6 protein-coding genes are annotated in these 15829 nt (G+C 60.0%); 4 read left to right on the forward strand and 2 right to left on the reverse strand.

Annotation, left to right across the window (positions count from 1 at the left end):
* The first annotated feature begins 11 nt into the window (after positions 1-11).
* Together SINAC_RS29200 and SINAC_RS29215 are read left to right on the forward strand one after the other, a co-directional pair.
* Positions 12-3260, forward strand: coding sequence for an efflux RND transporter permease subunit (locus tag SINAC_RS29200; protein WP_015249161.1), 3249 nt, complete (start codon positions 12-14; stop codon positions 3258-3260).
* A gap of 1011 nt (positions 3261-4271) precedes the next feature.
* Positions 4272-7520, forward strand: coding sequence for an efflux RND transporter permease subunit (locus tag SINAC_RS29215; RefSeq protein ID WP_015249163.1), 3249 nt, complete (start codon positions 4272-4274; stop codon positions 7518-7520).
* A gap of 363 nt (positions 7521-7883) precedes the next feature.
* On the opposite strand, the gene SINAC_RS29220 is transcribed toward SINAC_RS29215, so the two are convergent.
* Positions 7884-9233: a DUF1552 domain-containing protein gene (locus tag SINAC_RS29220; RefSeq protein WP_015249164.1), complete on the reverse strand. Its 1350-nt coding sequence runs from the start codon at positions 9231-9233 to the stop codon at positions 7884-7886.
* Positions 9230-11569, reverse strand: coding sequence for a DUF1592 domain-containing protein (locus tag SINAC_RS29225; RefSeq protein ID WP_015249165.1), 2340 nt, complete (start codon positions 11567-11569; stop codon positions 9230-9232). Before SINAC_RS29225 ends, SINAC_RS29220 begins: the two co-directional genes overlap by 4 nt.
* Positions 11570-12112: 543 nt before the next feature.
* Between SINAC_RS29225 and SINAC_RS29230 the strand changes: the two genes are divergently transcribed.
* Together SINAC_RS29230 and SINAC_RS29235 are read left to right on the forward strand one after the other, a co-directional pair.
* Positions 12113-13507 carry an arylsulfatase gene (locus tag SINAC_RS29230; RefSeq protein ID WP_020466942.1) on the forward strand — a complete coding sequence of 465 codons (1395 nt, stop codon included), beginning with the start codon at positions 12113-12115 and terminating at the stop codon, positions 13505-13507.
* Complete coding sequence (locus SINAC_RS29235) at positions 13504-15696, forward strand: prenyltransferase/squalene oxidase repeat-containing protein (protein WP_015249167.1); 2193 nt, start codon at positions 13504-13506, stop codon at positions 15694-15696. The genes SINAC_RS29230 and SINAC_RS29235 overlap by 4 nt, the downstream gene beginning before the upstream one ends.
* Positions 15697-15829: the final 133 nt, after the last annotated feature.

Below are 15829 nucleotides of genomic sequence, written 5' to 3' on the forward strand. Positions count from 1 at the left end.
AGGTCTTCGCTATGGTCCGCGCGATTATTACGTGGAGCCTGCATAATCGTCTGATTGTCATCCTGGGGGTTTTCGCCCTCATTGCCATTGGCATCCACTCGGCTATCAACCTGAACGTTGAAGCCTACCCCGACCCCACTCCTCCCCTGGTCGAGGTGATTACCCAAAATCCTGGCGCCAGCCCTGAGGAGATGGAACGGCTGGTCGGGATTCCCCTGGAGACCGCTCTGAACGGCATGCCAGGTCTGGAAGACATGCGAAGCACCTCGATCAGCGGACTCAACGACATCAAATGCCAATTCGCCTATGGCACCGACTACAAAGCGGCGCGCCAGGAGGTCATTAATCGGATCGGAGCCATCAGTAACCTGCCACCAGGGGTGACACCCGGCCTCTCCCCCTGGAGCCCCACCGGCGAAATCGTTCGGTACGTCCTTGAAGGGCCTGCTTACACAACGAACCAGCTCAAAGCCGTGCAAGACTGGGTCCTCAACCGAATCCTCAAGACCGTCCCCGGCGTCGTCGACGTCACCGGCTACGGCGGCACCGTCAAGCAGTACCAAGTCCTCGTCAACCCAAGGCTGCTCCGCCACTACAACGTCACCTTGCGACAAGTGGAGGACGCCCTTTCTCAATCCAATGCGAATGTTGGCGGCGATCAACTGATGCTCGGCAGCCAGGCCCATAACGTACGCGCCATCGGATTGCTCGGAAAGGGGATCGACCCGCTCGACCCCGCCAACGTCGATCAGGCCGTCAGTATCGAGCTGAAAAAGCTGGACGATATCAATAATGTCATCGTAACCACGTCCGGAGGCATGCCGATCTTCGTACGGCATGTGGCCCAGGCCGTCGTCGGCCACCGACCGAGACTCGGGATCGTCGGTCGTGCCGGTGAAGACGACGTCGTCGAAGGCATCGTACTCATGCGTAAGTATGAGAAAAGTCTTCCGACATCGGAGGCCGTCGCCGCGAAGATGCGCGAGATCGAAAGCGAAAAACTACTGCCCAAGGGTATGAAAATTCGCGTCTTCAACAAACGCACTGACCTCGTCCACGTGACAACCCATAATGTGCTCCATAACCTCGTTATCGGCATGGCGCTCGTGGTTGCCGTGCTGGTTGTCTTCCTTGGTGACCTCAGTAGCGCCGCGATCGTGGCGATCATGATCCCCCTCTCTCTCCTCTTCTCCGTGACAGTGCTCTATCTCCAGGGAAAATCGGCCAACCTCTTATCCATCGGCGCAGTCGATTTCGGGATCATCGTCGATAGCTCCGTGATCATCGTCGAGAACATCTACCGCCACATTACCGCCCCCGACGCCGATCGCACACGCCCCTTGATCGACCGGATCGCCGACGCATCCCACGAAATTGAGCGGGCTCTCTTCTTCTCCGCTTCGATCATCGTCTGCGCATTCCTCCCACTCTTCGCGATGACCGGGCCAGAAGGGGCTCTCTTCGGACCGATGGCGAACACCTACGCCTTCTCCATCTTCGGAGCGCTCCTCCTCGCACTCACCTTGGCTCCCGTTCTCTGCTCCTTCCTCTTCAGGAACAAGCGCGAGGAAGCAGACACATTTATCGATCGACTGATGAAACGGCGCTACCTCTGGATTTTGAACCGGGTTCTCGATCACGGCAAGCTCACCCTGGCAGGTATAGGCCTCCTCCTTGCCTTCACGCTCGCCTTGATCCCAAGCCTCGGCGGCGAGTTCATGCCTGAACTCGAGGAGGGAAACCTCTGGATCCGGGCACTCTTGCCACGAACCGTCTCCCTTGAGGAGGCCGCACGGATCGCGCCTCGGTTGCGGGAGGTCATCGCGTCAGTGCCCGAGGTCAAGGGCGTGATGTCCCACGTCGGACGACCTGATGACGGCACCGACGTCACCAGCTTCTTCAACCTCGAATTCAACGTCCCACTCAAGCCGATGGAACAATGGCAGAGGGGGATGACTCGCGAGAAGATTCAAGATGAACTGATGGCAAAGTTCCGCAAGTTCCCCGGCATCGACTTCAGCTTCTCGCAATTGATCCGCGACAACGTCGATGAGGCGCTCTCAGGCGTCAAGGGGGCCAACTCCGTCAAGCTCAGCGGAAACGACCTGAAAGTCCTCGAAGAGAAGGGACAGCAACTCGTCAACGTCCTCCGCACCGTTCGCGGCATCGAGAATGTCGGACTCTTCCACATCGTCGGACAACCCAACATGGAGATCGATATCGATCGCGCCGCATGCGCTCGATACGGTGTCAACGTCGCCGATGTCGAACGCGTCGTCCAGATCGCCATCGGGGGACGGGCGTTCTCCCAGATGGTTGAGGGCGAGAAGCTTTACGACATCATACTACGACTCCCCAACGAGCTCCGCGACGATCCCACCGTCATCGGCCGGATCCCGATCGATGTCCCCGGCGGCGACACCGGCGAGGGGGTCCGCATCCCCTTATCGCAGCTCGCAACCATCAACCCCCACACCCCGGGTGCCTCCTACATCTACCGCGAGAACAACCGACGCTATATTCCCGTCCGCTTCGCCGTCCGCGATCGCGATCTCGCATCCGCAATCGCCGAGGCGCAGCTCAAGGTCAACGACCCCAAGACCGGCGTCGACTTGCCCCAGGGCTACAAGCTCGAGTGGTCGGGCGAGTTCGCCCAGATGCAGGAAGCCAACGCGCGGCTGATGTGGATCGTACCACTCTCCATCGTGCTGATGATGCTCCTGCTCTACACGGCCTTCAACTCGATGAAGGATGCCATCCTGGTCATGACCAACGTGGTCGAGGCATCGATGGGGGGGGTCTGGGCTTTGCATTTGACGGGGGTACACTTCAGCATCTCGGCGGCGGTGGGCTTCATCTCCATCTTCGGCGTCGCCGTCCAGGACGGGGTTCTCCTCATCTCCTACTTCAACCAGATGCGCGCCGCCGGAATCCCGGTCCGTGAGTCCGTGATGCGAGGCGCTGAGCTTCGAGTACGCCCGGTCGTCATGACCGAGCTCACCGCCATGCTCGGTCTCTTGCCCGCCGCGTTTGCGACCTCGATCGGTTCCCAGGCGCAACGGCCGTTGGCCATCGTGGTCGTCGGGTCGATGTTCGTGACGCTGTTCCTGGCCCGATTCTTGATGCCTGTGCTCTATAGCATCTTCCCGGCACCCGCCGGCAGCGTTCACAGCAGTCGTCGGGCCGAACTGATCGAAGGGTCACGCTACACCGATGAAATCCTCAACGGTGGGCGGACAACCGAGGAGAAGGATCGCTGAAAAATTAGTCGAGCAACCCCGGAATGGAACGTGCCCCCCTTGGCCATGGGGGCGCGTTCCAAACAAATAAAGACTTGCTCCAAAACGGTCGACTCATTCCACCGCTGGTCTGCAACCCAAACGAAAAACGGTTCTCGATCATTCGAGTTTTCCAAGGAGGTCGTCTTTCCGTAAAAGGCTTACTCACGTCAACGATTTTACCGAACAATGGGGATGGTTCCGCGGAACTTGCGGTAGTCTTTGAGCGCAATCGGGTTGAACAAAGAGCCGATGATTTGACGAGACTGGGCCAAGCTCAAGGCGTGTCCGCAAGGGGGAATCCAAGGTGATGAGGCGATTCCCGTAACCGTCTGGATCAATTCTGGATATCTGGCGTAGAATGGCTCCCGCGTTATGCAATCCCCCGCGAGTTCGAGGCCCAGGGTGTGCGTAAAGACAGGCTCCATCCACGCCTGCTGACTGCTGCGCTCGCCGCATTCTGCGTAATGGCGTGGGTGAATGATTGCGCCCTGTCTTCGATCGCTCCCCAGGAGACCGGGCTGGCCGCTGCCAACCGGCTCCAGGTTTTGCGTCACGAATCAAAATGGCAGCGGATACGCTTTGATCGCGTCGAGGACGAATTAACCTTCGCCGCCTTGGAAGAGGATGACGAGCGAGAGGAAGTCCGCGAATCGGTTCGAACAAACTCAATCCTCAGCTTCGAACACCCCGTGTCGACGAGTGGCGGTCAAGCCTTTCTCGTCCCCGACTGCGACTCGCGCGGCGACAGCCCTGGCGGACGTCGCGGTCCCCCTCCGCGCATGCCGCCCGCCTGACATTTCCCGCCTTACAGTTGCCGCTTGATCTCCTCACGGCCCTGGTGATGGTCCGCTGATCGCGAAGTCCACCTTTGCGTTAAGCTCCCTCATAAGCTAAGCCATGACGGACCATCGCTCATTTCTCCGGTCGCCGGTATCTCGACGCCCCCCCCTCCTTAATCACTCCCTCACACAGGCTGCGAGGTCTTCATTCATGGTTCGTGCGATTATTACGTGGAGCCTGCACAATCGTCTGATTGTCATCCTGGGGGTCCTCGCCCTCGTCGCCGCTGGCATCCACTCGGCTATCAACTTGAACGTTGAAGCCTACCCCGACCCCACTCCTCCCCTGGTCGAGGTGATCACCCAAAATCCTGGCGCCAGCCCTGAGGAGATGGAACGGCTGATCGGGATTCCCCTGGAGACCGCCCTGAACGGTATGCCAGGTCTGGAAGACGTGCGAAGCACCTCGATCAGCGGACTCAACGACATCAAATGCCAATTCGCCTATGGCACCGACTACAAAGCGGCGCGCCAGGAGGTCATCAATCGGATCGGCGCAGTCGGTAACCTGCCGCCGGGCGTGACTCCCGGCCTCTCCCCCTGGAGTCCCACCGGCGAAATCGTTCGGTACGTCCTTGAAGGCCCCAATTACACCACGAACCAGCTCAAAGCCGTGCAGGACTGGGTCCTCAACCGAATCCTCAAGACCGTCCCCGGTGTTGTCGACGTCACCGGCTACGGCGGCACCGTCAAGCAATACCAAGTCCTCGTCAACCCAAGACTGCTCCGCCACTACAACGTCACCTTGCGGCAAGTGGAGGACGCCCTTTCTCAATCCAATGCGAACGTTGGCGGCGACCTGTTGATGCTCGGCAGCCAGGCCCATAACGTACGCGCCATCGGATTGCTCGGAAAGGGGATCGACCCGCTCGACCCCGCCAACGTCGATCAGGCCGTCAGTATCGAGCTGAAAAAGCTGGACGATATCAATAATGTCATCGTAACCACGTCCGGAGGCATGCCGATCTTCGTACGGCATGTGGCCCAGGCCGTCGTCGGCCACCGACCGAGACTCGGGATCGTCGGCCGTGCCGGTGAAGACGACGTCGTCGAAGGCATCGTACTCATGCGTAAGTATGAGAAAAGTCTTCCGACATCGGAGGCCGTCGCCGCGAAGATGCGCGAGATCGAACACGAAAAGCTATTGCCCAAGGGCATGAAAATTCGCGTCTTCAACAAACGCACTGACCTCGTCCATGTAACAACTCATAATGTCCTTCACAATCTTATCCTTGGCATGGCGCTCGTGGTTGCCGTGCTGATTGTCTTTCTTGGTGACCTCAGTAGTGCGGTGATCGTGGCGATCATGATCCCCCTCTCCCTCCTCTTCTCCGTGACGGTGCTCTATCTCCAGGGAAAATCGGCCAACCTCTTATCCATCGGCGCGGTCGATTTCGGGATCATCGTCGATAGCTCCGTGATCATCGTCGAGAACATCTACCGCCACATTACCGCCCCCAACGCCGATCGCACACGCCCCTTGATCGACCGGATCGCCGACGCATCCCACGAAATTGAGCGGGCTCTCTTCTTCTCCGCTTCGATCATCGTCTGCGCATTCCTCCCACTCTTCGCGATGACCGGGCCAGAAGGGGCTCTCTTCGGACCGATGGCGAACACCTACGCATTCTCCATCTTCGGAGCGCTCCTCCTCGCACTCACCTTGGCTCCCGTTCTCTGCTCCTTCCTCTTCAGGAACAAGCGCGAGGAAGCAGACACATTTATCGATCGACTGATGAAGCGGCGCTACCTCCGAATTTTGAACCGGGTTCTCGATCACGGTAAACTCACCCTGGCGTTTATGGGTGTCCTCCTTGCTTTCACACTCGCCTTGATCCCAGGCCTCGGCGGCGAGTTCATGCCCGAACTCGAGGAGGGAAACCTCTGGATCCGGGCACTCTTGCCACGAACCGTCTCACTCGAGGAGGCCGCAAGAATGGCGCCTCGGTTGCGGGAGATCATCGCGTCGGTGCCCGAGGTCAAGGGCGTGATGTCCCACATCGGACGACCCGATGACGGCACCGACGTCACCAGCTTCTTCAACCTCGAATTCAACGTCCCGCTCAAGCCGATGGAACAATGGCAGAAGGGCATGACACGCGAGAAGATTCAAGATGAATTGATGGCAAAGTTCCACGAATTCCCCGGCATCGACTTCAGCTTCTCGCAACTGATCCGCGACAACGTCGAGGAAGCACTCTCGGGCGTCAAGGGGGCCAACTCCGTCAAGCTCAGCGGAAACGACCTGAAAGTCCTCGAAGAGAAGGGACAGCAACTCGTCAACGTCCTCCGCACCGTTCGCGGCATCGAGAATGTCGGACTCTTCCACATCGTCGGACAACCCAACATGGAGATCGATATCGATCGCGCCGCATGCGCTCGATACGGTGTCAACGTCGCCGATGTCGAACGCGTCATCCAGATCGCCATCGGGGGACGGGCGTTCTCCCAGATGGTTGAGGGTGAGAAGCTTTACGACATCGTACTGCGACTCCCCAACGAGCTCCGCGACGATCCCACCGTCATCGGCCGGATCCCGATCGATGTCCCCGGCGGAGACACCGGCGAGGGAGTCCGCATCCCCTTGTCCCAACTCGCGACCATCAACCCCCACACCCCGGGTGCCTCCTACATCTACCGCGAGAACAACCGACGCTATATTCCCGTCCGCTTCGCCGTCCGCGATCGCGATCTCGCTTCCGCAATCGCCGAGGCGCAGCTCAAAGTCAACGACCCCAAGACCGGCGTCGACTTGCCCCAGGGCTACAAGCTCGAGTGGTCGGGCGAGTTCGCCCAGATGCAGGAAGCCAACGCGCGGCTGATGTGGATCGTTCCGCTCTCCATCGTGCTGATTATCGTCTTGCTCTACACGGCCTTCAACTCGATGAAGGATGCCTTCCTGGTCATGACCAACGTGGTTGCGGCGACGATGGGAGGCGTCTGGGCCCTACGATTGACGGGGGTACACTTCAGCATCTCGGCGGCGGTGGGCTTCATCTCCATCTTCGGCGTCGCCGTTCAGGACGGAGTTCTCCTCATCTCCTACTTCAACCAGATGCGCGCCGCCGGAATCCCGGTCCGTGAGTCCGTGATGCGAGGCGCGGAGCTTCGAGTCCGCCCGGTCGTCATGACCGAGCTCACCGCCATGCTCGGACTCTTACCCGCCGCGTTTGCAACCTCGATCGGGTCCCAGGCGCAACGGCCGTTGGCCATTGTGGTCGTCGGAGCGATGTTCGTGACGCTGTTCCTGGCCCGATTCTTGATGCCTGTGCTCTATAGCATCTTCCCAGCGCCCGCCGGTACCGCACACGACATTCATCAGGCCGAACTGATTGAAGGGTCACGTTACACCGATGAGATCCTCAACGGTGGGCGGACGGTCGAAGAGGAGAATCACTGAAAAATCCCCCGACGAATTGAGAACGGACCGAGCCCCTCGGAATTACGAAGAGGGGCAGCCAGGTGGCTGGAGTTCGTCTTTGCACAAGTTTTGCAACCCTGAAGAGGCGACCGTCAAAAGCCCAATGCGGGCGGTCGCCTCTTCAGAACTAAACCATGCAAACATATCAAAAGTTTCCCAGAAACCTCAGTCCCCGCAAGGAACGGTCACCCCGTCGGGTCGGGCTGCGACGAACCAAATGGGTTTGAGCGAATTCGCAGGCTTATGAAAAGGCTGAGGGAAATACGACGGGGCCGGCCGTGCTCCTGATCTTGTTGAGCACGGCCGGCCCCGCCGAAATTCGGAAGTTCTCAGGTGCGTGTTTTAGGCGAGGCCCTCGAGATGGCCAGTGCTGTCCCCCAGTTGTTCAAGGCGGGCACCCATCCTGTCGAGCAGGGAGAGCCAGAGATTGTTGACCGGGGTCTCCTTCGGGAAGCGGATGTGCCGTCCGGTCTTGAGTGACCCGCCCCCCTTACCGGCAACGAGGATCGGTAGGTTATCGTGCGTGTGGCGATTTCCATCGCTGTTGCCGCTGCCGTACGCGATCATGCAATTGTCCAGCAGGGTTCCCTCCCCTTCGGGAATGGACTTGAGCTTGCCGATCAGGTAAGCAAACTGCTGGATGTGGAAGGTGTTGATCGAACGTACCTTGTCGATCTTATCCGGGTCGCCGCGATGATGCGTCAGCTCGTGATGGCCTTCGGAGACGCCAACCATCTTGTACCTGAGCTCGCTCCCCTCGCGACCGAACATGCAGGTCGCCACGCGGGTCACATCGGTCTGGAACGCCAGGACCATCAGGTCGCACATGAGGTGGAAGTGTTCCGCGAGGTCAGCCGGAACCGACTCGGGCCGAACGGCACCTGCAGGAGGCTGGATCGGCGGCAACGACTCGGCACGGGCGATCCGAAGCTCAAGCTCGCGCACGCAGGTCAGGTACTGATCCAGCTTCTGTCGGTCGGCTCCTCCCAATCGCCCCTCGAGCCCACGAGCGTCGGCAATCACAGCGTCGAGCACGCTCGCCCGGAGCCGGTTCCGCTTCAGCCGGCCGGGGTCATTCGACTGGTCGGAGAAAAGTCGCTCGAACACAAGACGGGGGTCGACCTCGTTCGGCAAAGGCGAAGTCGACGAGCGCCAGGACATCGTATGCTCGTAGACACAGGAGTACCCGCTATCGCAGTTACCGGTCCCCCGATAACGTTCGATGCCGAGTTCGAGCGACGAAAGCCGGGTTCGATCGCCCAGGCGAGTCGCCACGACTTGGTCGGCGGAGATGCCGGAACGGAAGTTGGCCCCGGCGGTCTTCCGCGCCTGGCAGCCGGTCAAGAACGCTGACGAAGCGCGGGCATGATCGCCCGCTCCGTCGCCGTTGGGGCGGGCCTTGTCACAAGTCAGCTCGCTCAGCACGAGCATCTCGTCACGATACGGAGCCAGCGGTTGGAGAATGGCCGGCAACTCGAAGCCCGCCCCCTCGCTCGTGGGCGTCCAGTCGTCCATGATCGCGCCGTTGGGAACGTAGATGAACGCCAGGCGGCGGGGCGATGCGGCCTGGCCGGCAGCCGCCGCCGCATTCGCCAAAAGTTGGGGACGCATCGCCTCCAGGAACGGGAGGGAGACCACCGTGCCGAGTCCGCGCAGGACCGTTCGTCTCGAGATCCGCCCGCCGTGCGTCATCGTTCCTCCCCGGTGGCTGTTCGCATTTGGAAGGGTTCGCTTTTGACGACCTCCGCCATCAAGACGGATAACCGGTCGCCGTTTTGATTCAAGGCTTCAAGAATCTTGTCTACGGCGCACTTGTCGTAATATTCCAGTCCGCGCCCCATCGCGTACGTTAGCATTTTCTCGGCCAGGCAGCGGCTAAACAACTCTTTTTTGCCTCGAAGAATCGTTTTGAGTTCCGCCGGCCCCTGGAAAGAACGGCCGTCGGGGAGCGCACCTGACGGGTCAATCAAGAACGTTCCATCCTTGTCGCGCCAGGCTCCGGTGGCGTCGTAGTTCTCGAACGCGAATCCGATCGGGTCCATGCGCTGGTGGCAGGAAGCACAGAGCGGCTTCTCCCGATGCATTTCCATGACCTTGCGCAGCGAACCGGTCAGTCGCTTATCCTCGGGGAACTCGGGCACATCGGGCGGAGGCGGAGGTGGGGGCGTGTTCAAGAGCTGGTCGAGGACCCACTTCCCTCGCTTCACCGGCGAGGTCCGGGTCGGATTCGAGGTGAGCGTCAAGATGCTGGCGTGAGTCAGGATTCCCCCTCGATTGGCTGGCAACTTGACCCGGCGGAATTCCTTCCCCTCAATACCGGGCATGCCATAATGCTTCGCCAGCCGCTCGTTCACGAAGCTGTAGTCGGCGTCGAGGAAGTCGAGGATCGAGCGATCCTCGCGTACGATCGACTCAAAAAAGAGCTCGGTTTCCCGGTACATGGCCGAGCGCAGATCTTCGTCGAACCCAGGGAACTCCTTCGCGTCAGGTGCGACGTAGGCCAGTTTCCGGATCGTCAGCCATTGTCCGGCGAAGTTCTCCACGAACGCGGCCGACTTCGGATCCTTGAGCATTCGCCGCAACTCGTTTTCGAGCTCGGCACGTAACCGCCCCTCCGCCGCCAAGGTTAGGAGCGTCTCGTCCGGCATGCTGCTCCAGAGAAAATAGGAGAGCCGGCTCGCCAGTTCGTACTCGCTAACCGGGTAGCTCGTCCCAGGCTGGGCATCACGCGGGTCGAGCTCAATGCGAAAGAGGAAGTCGGGCCAGACCAGGACCCCTTCGAGAACCAGGCGCACACAATCCTCAAACCGTTCCCCTTCCAACTCGGCCTTGTCGTAGAGCTTCATCAGGCGATCGACCTCGCCTGGCTGGACGGGGCGGCGAAACGCTCGCGCGGCGAACCGGGTCACAATCTCGCGGGCCGCCTCACGAGCCGGCAAGCCGGGCTGATGGGCCATGATCCGCCGGTGCGTTTCCGGGAAAACGGGAGGTGGCGAGTTATACGGACCGTCCAGCTCGATCCCACTGAGGAAGAGGAGCCGGCGATTCTTGTCGCTATCACTGTTCTTCGGGTCGGTATAAGGGTTGAGGAACGTCACCGCGAAGGTCTTCGTCCCCGCCTTGATCCGGACTTGCTGCTCGATCTTGGTCGGGGACGAGCGATCGCCCGTGACGTCAAACTCTTGAATATCCTCGCCGTTGATCCGGAGGATTGCCCGCACCGGCTGATCGCCAACCTGCTGGCCGAAGGCCGAGACCCGCAGCTTGTAATCCCCTTCGTCGAAATAGCCTTGAGCGCGGAACGAACCGATCGAGTGGAGGAATCGACCGAACCCCCGCTTTTCACCGCCGGCCCCCTCCGTTTCGCGAATTCCCCCGAGTTGGGACTTCGTGGGCGTAGGCGTCGTGTCAGTGACAATCGCCTGCTCAAGAATCGTTTCGGCCGCAGTGAGATACTTCTCGAACAGGAGGGGAGAGAGGGAGAGCACGTCGCCGATGTTGTCGAATCCATAGCCAACATCGTCGTTGGGGAAGTCCGCCGCAGGTTTGAAGTCGACGCCGACCAGGTCTCGAATCGTGTTGTTGTACTCGACGCGATTGAGCCTTCTCAGAGTGACTCGCCCCACGTTCCTGGTCTGCGAGCAGTCGAGCCTATTGAGCACTCCGTCGATGGCGAGGAGAGCGACCTCGACCTCTTCGGTAGAGGGGCGTGGCCGATTCTTAGGAGGCATCTCCCCGGCGCGGATCATCTCGAGGACGTTTTCCCAGACCTTCCGATTCTTCTCGACCGCCTGTTCGTCACGATCCGAGTCGAGGGAGAGGTCTCCCTTCTGCTTCCCATCGCCGTGGCACGCGTAGCAATGTTTGCTGAGGAAGGGGATGGCGTCTTTTGAGAAGCTGGGATGAGTTCCCGCCCCCTCACCAACGGCCGGTGCCGGAGGCGCGGCGACTCCCGGCACGGTCCATCCCAGGATAATGATGACGGCCCCCAACATTCGAGCCAGCCGTCCCGGATCGCATTGGTCCATCCAGTCCCCCTCGCCCGCGCAACCACATCGGCCGCCCTTCACTGTTCAAAGGGCGCACGCACACACCCAGATCCACTCTATTACCTCTTCTAAGCGTCGTTGGTTCCAACAATATCCCAAGAAAGAACCCGGTGTCACGCGCTATTCGGAGTAAACGGAGTGCGCGCGTATCACCACAGTGAAGTTCGCTCCAAGCTTAACCTATTGGCTCAGTTGCCATTCCGAAAAACGATCGAATTCATTCAATCGCGAGTGGCCCCACGAGCGTTGCGAGACGAAGTTCGCTCGCACATTTCCATCAGCCCTTGGCAAATGCAAGCCAAAGGCCGGCCAGTGCCTTCCTTGTACTCCTTGGTGACGACGGCTAAGATCGCCTTGCCGACCACCAAAACGTGGATCGCGTCAGGGACCGATATGGGTCGCGATCCCACCCAACATAAATTGCTCACGCTCTTGTGTGACTCATCGTTTTGCGGGCTTGTAAGACAACGATGGGCCAACCGATTCCGACTCATGCGAGTCCCAATGATGGGGAGAAGCCAAGTGCGAACTGCACGTCCCGATCGCCTTCGCTCCCGAATTCTGGCTTACTTCGGCTGTCTCACACTCCTGGCGGCGGCTCCGTTGAGTGGCCAAGGGCTCGCCGCGACTCCACCGCCGAACGTAATCCTGATCCTCGCCGATGACCTTGGATATGGTGATCTCGGCTGCTTTGGCCAGCAGCTCATCAAGACGCCGAACATCGACCGCCTGGCCGCCGAAGGGATCCGGTTTACGCAGGCCTACGCCGGCGCCACGGTCTGTGCCCCGTCACGTTGCAGCTTGATGACGGGCAAGCACAATGGGCATGCCCCCATTCGGGGCAATCGCGAGATCAAGCCCGAGGGGCAAACCCCCATGCCGGCCGATACAATTACCGTCGCCCATATCATGAAGTATGCGGGCTATACCACCGGCTTAATCGGCAAGTGGGGACTCGGCCAGCCCGAGTCGGTCAGCACGCCCGACAAGATGGGGTTCGACGACTTCTTCGGCTACAACTGCCAACGCATGGCGCACGAATATTATCCGGAATACCTCTGGCGCAACAACGACAAGGTTATGCTCAATGGCAAAGCCTATTCGCACGACCTGATGGCAAAAGAAGCCCTCGAGTTCATCCGCCGCAATCAGGAAAAGCCGTTTTTCCTCGACCTTTCATTCACCATCCCACACGCCAAGTTGCAGGTCCCCGACCTTGGCCCCTATGCCAACGAACCGTGGCCGGACAACCTCAAAACGCTCGCGGCCATGATCACCCGGATGGACGGTGACGTGGGCCGTCTGATGGCGCTGCTCAAAGAGCTCAAGATCGACGAGAAAACGCTGGTCATCTTCGCCAGTGACAACGGGGCAGCCTACACCGACTCCCTCTTCAAACACTCCGGCTCGCTCCGTGGCCACAAACGCGACATGTACGAAGGAGGCATCGCAACCCCGGCCATTGCCCGCTGGCCGGGCAAGATCAAGCCAGGGGTCACCAGCGATCAGGTCTGGGCCTTCTGGGACTTCCTGCCGACGATGGCCGAGCTCACCGGTCGGCGGATCCCCGCCAACCTCGATGGTATCTCCATCCTTCCCGCGCTGCTGGAAGGGAAAGCCGTCGAGCATCCGCCGCTCTACTGGGAATTCCACGAGCGTGGATTCGATCAGGCAGCACGGATCGGCGACTGGAAAGCGATCCGCCACGGTCTGACGGGGCCGATCGAACTGTATGACCTCAAGTCCGATCGCGAAGAGAAGCACGACGTAGCCGCCGATCATCCGGACCAGGTCAAAAAGTTCGAGACGTTCTTAAAGTCGGCCCGTGTTGATTCGGAACTCTGGCCGATCCAAGACACAGCTCCAAAAAAGGCCGCAAACCAAGCGAAAGCCAAGGCAAGAGGGAGTGACCTGTGACGCCCAACGACTCGCTCCGCCAGGCCGAAGGGCATGAGTTCGAGTGGGGCGGGCGCTCCGTCGAATTCAGCCGTCGAGCCCTTTTGAAGTCGATGGCCGCGGCTCCTCTCTGCGCAGGCTTCACGAACGTCTCCTCAGCCCTGGCCGCGGGGGTTCTGGATGATTGGGGAGTGGCTGCGATCCAAGCCTACCTTGAGCGGCTCTCACGACCGGACCAGGGCTATGCCTGGGAAGACCAGGACAAATCTCATTTATCTCCCACCTTTGCCGTGATCGGTAGCTACCGGTTGCTGGGCAAAGAGCCTCCCGCAAAAGACAAGCTGGCCGAGTTTGTGATGAGCCATCACCCGTTCCGGTTGAAGAAGCTGGAACGGAACCTCAAGGTTTATGAGTACCAGCAGATCCAGAGCTTGCTCTGGCTCGGCCAAGACGTCTCGGGATTTCGGGACCAGGTTCAATCGTGGAAGCGCCCCTCGCGATACCCAGTTCAGTACGAAAAACACGGCTATCCGATTTTCCGATTCGAGTTGATGGCATTCCTTGGTCGCAAGTTGCTCGGCTTACCTCTGAACGATCTCTCTCCCGAATTCGTCACATACCTACTCGACCGGCGGCGCGACAACGGCAGCTTCAACAACACCCCCGCCGCCGATTCCAGCGATGGCCATGTGATGAACACGTGGTGGGGCCTTCAAGCGTTGGAGATCCTCGGTCGCGTCGAGGAACGGAAGCAGGAAGCCGTGGCCTGGATTCAAGCCTGCCAGACAACGTCGGGAGGCTTCACTTACCAGCCCGACGACAAGATTGGGGCCGTAGAGGATGTGGCCTATACCAGGGCGGCGCTCCGTGCCCTGAAACTCCTCGGTGCCATGCCCACGAACCGCGAGAGTTGCACCGAGTACCTCGCCTCGCTCGCGAACTCCGACGGCGGCTTCGGCAATCGGCCTGGTTGGCCGAGCAACCCGATGGCGACCTACGAAGCCCTCGACGCAATCGGCACGCTCGGAGCCCGGAAATCCGCCACGAGCCCAAGACCGGTACGTCGGCTTGCTCCGTCCTTGCCGGCCGATTTGCAGGTCTTCACGATTCAGATCGAGGCCCATGGCGAGGGCAGCCCCTCTGAAGCCGTAGCCCTGGCGGAGTCACTTCGGATCCACCTCTGGGGAGCCAAAAACGCCAGTCCCGCCTGGCTCGCGCGCACCCAAGGCATCGCCGACCAACGACGTGTGCCCGTCACCTTCTTCGTGGCCAATGAAGAGTACGGCACCTGGGTCGACGTCCCAGGCCAGGGTACGTACAGCCACACCAGTGATATCGTCGCACCGGCGTCCGCTAACATCGGCCCTTCGCTCGCGAACCAAGGGGTTGTGTCCTGGCCTCAGTTCCGCGAACGGCGGCTGGATCCGCTCCAAAAGGGGAACGGCCGGCTCTTCTGGCAATTCGGCGAGAATGAAGAACTTACCCGGATCTTCCTCGACGACTCGATCCAACGTGGAGGTTTCGCAGCAATCAGCACGTTCCACTTCGGCAACCCCGACTTCGCCAACAGCGAAGCCTTCCTCAACCAGTACCGGGGGCTGATTCCCTTCATTGCCCTGCAAGATGCCCACGGCAAGGAACCCTGGTGGTTTGCCGACATGACCGCAAGTTTCCGCACCCTCTTTCTCGCGCGAACGCCGACCTGGGACGGATGGCTCGAGGCGCTCAGGAACAACTGGGTCGTGGCCGTCCGCCACGACGCCATGAGCGATTTCGACACCTGGATGCACAGTGGATCACGCGAGGTGGTCGATTTCATCCAGCAGCATCAGTCAGCCTGGCGTTGGTGGGACAACCCAGCCATTCAACGGCCACTCGTCTCCCTGATCGCCCTGACACCCGCCGATGAATTCGAGGTCGCCCGGCCGGAAACAGGCGTCGTGCTCCGCGTGCGGTGTGCCTGGGAGAATACGACCCAGGGAATGCCCAAGGAACCAATGACCGAACTGGTAGAATTGTTCGTAGACAGCACGCAAGTCACACCGACTCTCGTGACAAGGAAGCGGCCGAACGGAACCGGCCTCGTCGACCACTATCACGAGTTCCACCTCCACAAATCCCGACCCGGAATGCACACGGCGAAGGCCGTAGTTCGACGAATCGGAACGAATGAAGAGACGAGTCAGACGATCGAGTTCATCGTGGTTTGAGATCAATTAGCAGTCAGAAAATTATATCCACAGATCATTTTCAATAGACAGATCGTCACAGCCCGGCCGGGGCAGCCGTCGCGAGCGTAAAAAAGGGTTCCTGACGGTTGCCCCTCCGAGGCTTCCAATGGGT

This window comes from Singulisphaera acidiphila DSM 18658 (genome assembly GCF_000242455.2).
In the GTDB taxonomy this organism is placed as follows: domain Bacteria; phylum Planctomycetota; class Planctomycetia; order Isosphaerales; family Isosphaeraceae; genus Singulisphaera; species Singulisphaera acidiphila.

What these genes read in the sequence shown, in the direction of transcription:
- SINAC_RS29200 (WP_015249161.1), top strand. Translation starts at nt 12, where the DNA reads ATGGTCCGCGCGATTATTACGTGGAGCCTGCATAATCGTCTGATTGTC.
- SINAC_RS29215 (WP_015249163.1), top strand. Translation starts at nt 4,272, where the DNA reads ATGGTTCGTGCGATTATTACGTGGAGCCTGCACAATCGTCTGATTGTC.
- SINAC_RS29220 (WP_015249164.1), bottom strand. Translation starts at nt 9,233, where the DNA reads ATGACGCACGGCGGGCGGATCTCGAGACGAACGGTCCTGCGCGGACTC.
- SINAC_RS29225 (WP_015249165.1), bottom strand. Translation starts at nt 11,569, where the DNA reads ATGGACCAATGCGATCCGGGACGGCTGGCTCGAATGTTGGGGGCCGTC.